We start from the raw sequence: 2,719 nt of genomic DNA, 5'->3' as shown, positions 1-2,719 counted from the left end.
CCCTTGCGAAGGTCCGCAAGTCCTGGCTTTTCTCCGGTCAGGCCCGCTTCGCGGACCTCACGTTGTCCACCGTCAACGCCGCGAATGCCCACCGGCTCTACCCGCTGGCGCTCGAGGTCCTGCACTACTCGCCCGAGTCGCGCGTCATCGAACGGGCGATCGAAAGCGCCACCCTGCTCGGGCGGGAAGAGGAGGCGGTGCAGTTGCTGGCGCGCTATCGGGCCGCCTTCCCGGCCGAATACCGGGCCTGGCGGGAGCGCGGCCACGGCGTGCCGCGCGGTGCGGACTAGACGTCCCGCTTGCCCCGCACGCTCGAAAACGCGTCGATGTCGTCCAGCTGACTGGGGCGGGTCTCGCGCACGTACACCCGCTTGCTCGGTGCGATGTCCTGCATCTGGCTGTCCAGCTGCATCACGGAGTCTTCCCACATGCTCCAGTCGGCCTGGGTGTTGCCTTCGGCCACCACTTCAGGCAGCGGCGCCGTGTCGACGAAACGGGGTTGGTGATGCGCGGCCGTGGATTGCGAACGCGGCGTGATGGGACGAGGCGAGGTGCGGATCGGCCTGGCATTGGCCTTGCGCACAGGCTGCGGGGCCGGTGCCGCGGTGCGTCGCTTGAGCCAAGTGAACATGATTGCCAACCCCTCTGGCCCTTAGCACCTTCGTCGCAGAAGACACATGGCCGTTACATCTGAAGAATTCCCTAACATCCATTCTGCTATTGGCTAGGGAATTGACGCAAGTCGGGGTTAGCCCTTGACGTAACTTCCGGACTTCCCACCGTGCTTTTCACACAGTTGGACGGCCGTGATGGTCATGCCGCGGTCGACGGCCTTGCACATGTCGTAGATGGTGAGGAGGGCGACATTCACGGCCGTCAAGGCCTCCATCTCGACCCCGGTGGGGCCCACCGTCTCCACGGTGGCGGTGCAGACCACGGCGTCGGCAGCGCCGGCCTGGGCCGGCGCCAGCTCGAACTCGATCGCCACCCGGGTCAGCGCCAGGGGGTGGCACAGCGGTATCAGCTCGCTGGTCTTCTTGGCGGCCATGATGCCGGCGACCCGGGCAATGCCCAGCACGTCGCCCTTCTTCACAGTCCCGCTCTGGATGATCGCCAGGGTAGCGGGTAGCATCTCGATTCGGCCGGATGCCACGGCGATGCGGTGCGTCGCCGCCTTGGACGCAACGTCCACCATGTGCGCCTGGCCTTGCGCATCGAAATGAGTCAGTCCGCTCATGCAACAACCCTTGGTTTCCCTCAGCCATCATACGTCCCGCTTCGACTGGCACAGCCGCCTCAAGGCCGCCGCCATCCATCTCGGCTTGAGCGCCCTGGTTGCCGCCACCGCGGGCCTGCTGGTCTTCGCGCTCTGGTACCCGTGGCCCTACCGCGAGATTTCCGGCGGCCGTGAACTGTTCCAGCTGGTCGTCGCGGTCGACGTGGCGCTCGGGCCGCTGATCACCTTTGCGATTTTCAACCGGGCCAAGCCGCGCACGGAACTGCGGCGCGACCTCGCCATCGTGGCGCTGCTGCAGCTGGGCGGCCTGGCCTACGGCCTCTGGACCGTGCACCTGGCCCGCCCCGTGCACCTGGTCTACGAGGTCGACCGCTTCCGGGTGGTGCACCAGGTGGACATCCCCGAGGAGCTGGTGCAACTGGCCCTGTCCGGGATCCCGGTGGCGCCGCCGGGTGGGCCGACGCTGATCGCGCTGCGGCCGTTCCGCAACCAGCAGGAGAGCCTGGACTACACCATGCAGGCGCTGCAGGGCGTGCAGCTCGCGGCCCAGCCCGCGCTCTGGCAGCCTTATGGCGAGGCGCGCCAGCGCGTCATCGCCGCCGCCCGGCCGGTGGCCCAGCTGGAGCGGCGTTTCCCGCAGCAAGCCACTGCCATCGAAGAGGCCTTGCGCAAGGCGGGACGCGACGCCGACCACGCGGCATACTTGCCCATGGTCGCCCGCAAGGCCCTGGCCTGGACCGTGCTGCTCGACGCGGGCACGGCCGAAGTGATCGGCTTCCTGCCGCTGGATTCGTTTTGAGCCTTTCCTCCACGCCCCTCGCCCGCCGCGGCCTCGCCGCCGTGCTGACCGCCGCCTTGCTGGCCACCACGCCGGCCGGCGCCCAGCTGCCCACGCTCGGGGACACGGGCGACATCACCACCGGTGCGGAGCGCAAGCTGGGCGAGCAGATCGCGCGCGAGCTCTATCGCGATCCGGACTACATCGACGACCCGGTGCTGGTGGAATACGTGCAGAGCCTCTGGCAGCCGCTGCTGGATGCGGCGCGCGCCCGCGGCGAGCTCAGCGCCGAACTGGACGAACGCTTCGCCTGGCAGGTGCTCCTGGGCAAGGACCGCACGATCAACGCCTTCGCGCTGCCGGGCGGCTGGCTGGGCCTGCACCTGGGGCTGGTGAGCGTCACCGCCAACCGCGACGAGCTCGCGTCGGTGCTGGCGCATGAGCTGAGCCACGTCACGCAGCGCCACATCTCGCGCCTGGTCACCAAGGGCAACCAGCAGGCGCCCTGGATGCTGGCGGCGATGATCCTCGGCGCCATGGCGGCCAGCCGCAATCCGCAGGCGGGCGGCGCCGTGATGGCCGGCAGCCAGGCCCTGGCGGCGCAGCAGCAGCTCAATTTCTCGCGCGACATGGAACGCGAGGCCGACCGCATCGGCTTCGGCGTCGCCACCCAGGCCGGCTTCGCGCCGCAGGGTTTCGTCACG

General features: G+C 68.9%; 5 protein-coding genes. 3 read left to right on the top strand and 2 right to left on the bottom strand.

All coding sequences use genetic code 11. The features are described 5' to 3' along the window. Positions 1 to 290 (top strand): Wzy polymerase domain-containing protein (locus VFM98_RS20510; protein ID WP_325111746.1); only part of this gene is annotated, 290 nt, incomplete at its 5' end. Here VFM98_RS20510 and VFM98_RS20505 read toward each other — a convergent pair. Both VFM98_RS20505 and moaC read right to left on the bottom strand, forming a co-directional pair. Further along, entirely contained in the window at positions 287 to 631 is a 345-nt protein-coding gene (locus VFM98_RS20505; protein ID WP_325111745.1) for a hypothetical protein, read from the bottom strand. The genes VFM98_RS20510 and VFM98_RS20505 overlap by 4 nt on opposite strands. Before the next feature lie 117 nt (positions 632 to 748). Further along, positions 749 to 1,237 carry a cyclic pyranopterin monophosphate synthase MoaC gene (moaC, locus tag VFM98_RS20500; RefSeq protein WP_325111744.1) on the bottom strand — a complete coding sequence of 163 codons (489 nt, stop codon included), beginning with the start codon at positions 1,235 to 1,237 and terminating at the stop codon, positions 749 to 751. Here moaC and tfpZ point away from each other — a divergent pair. Then, on the top strand, positions 1,236 to 2,036 hold the full coding sequence (gene tfpZ, locus VFM98_RS20495; RefSeq protein WP_325111743.1) for a TfpX/TfpZ family type IV pilin accessory protein: 801 nt from the start codon (positions 1,236 to 1,238) through the stop codon (positions 2,034 to 2,036). The two genes, moaC and tfpZ, sit on opposite strands and share 2 nt — an antisense overlap. Before the next feature lie 41 nt (positions 2,037 to 2,077). Then, on the top strand, positions 2,078 to 2,719 hold a 642-nt coding region (locus VFM98_RS20490), incomplete at its 3' end, for a M48 family metalloprotease (protein WP_325111747.1).

Source organism: Ramlibacter sp., from assembly GCF_035706265.1.
Classification (GTDB): domain Bacteria; phylum Pseudomonadota; class Gammaproteobacteria; order Burkholderiales; family Burkholderiaceae_C; genus Ramlibacter.
Note: the sequence above shows the minus strand (reverse complement) of the source record. Positions and strands in the feature narration are given on the sequence as shown.

Bases quoted from the DNA above. Each gene is read 5' to 3' on its own strand.
- VFM98_RS20505 (WP_325111745.1), bottom strand. From the start codon at position 631: ATGTTCACTTGGCTCAAGCGACGCACCGCGGCACCGGCCCCGCAGCCT.
- tfpZ (WP_325111743.1), top strand. From the start codon at position 1,236: ATGCAACAACCCTTGGTTTCCCTCAGCCATCATACGTCCCGCTTCGAC.
- moaC (WP_325111744.1), bottom strand. From the start codon at position 1,237: ATGAGCGGACTGACTCATTTCGATGCGCAAGGCCAGGCGCACATGGTG.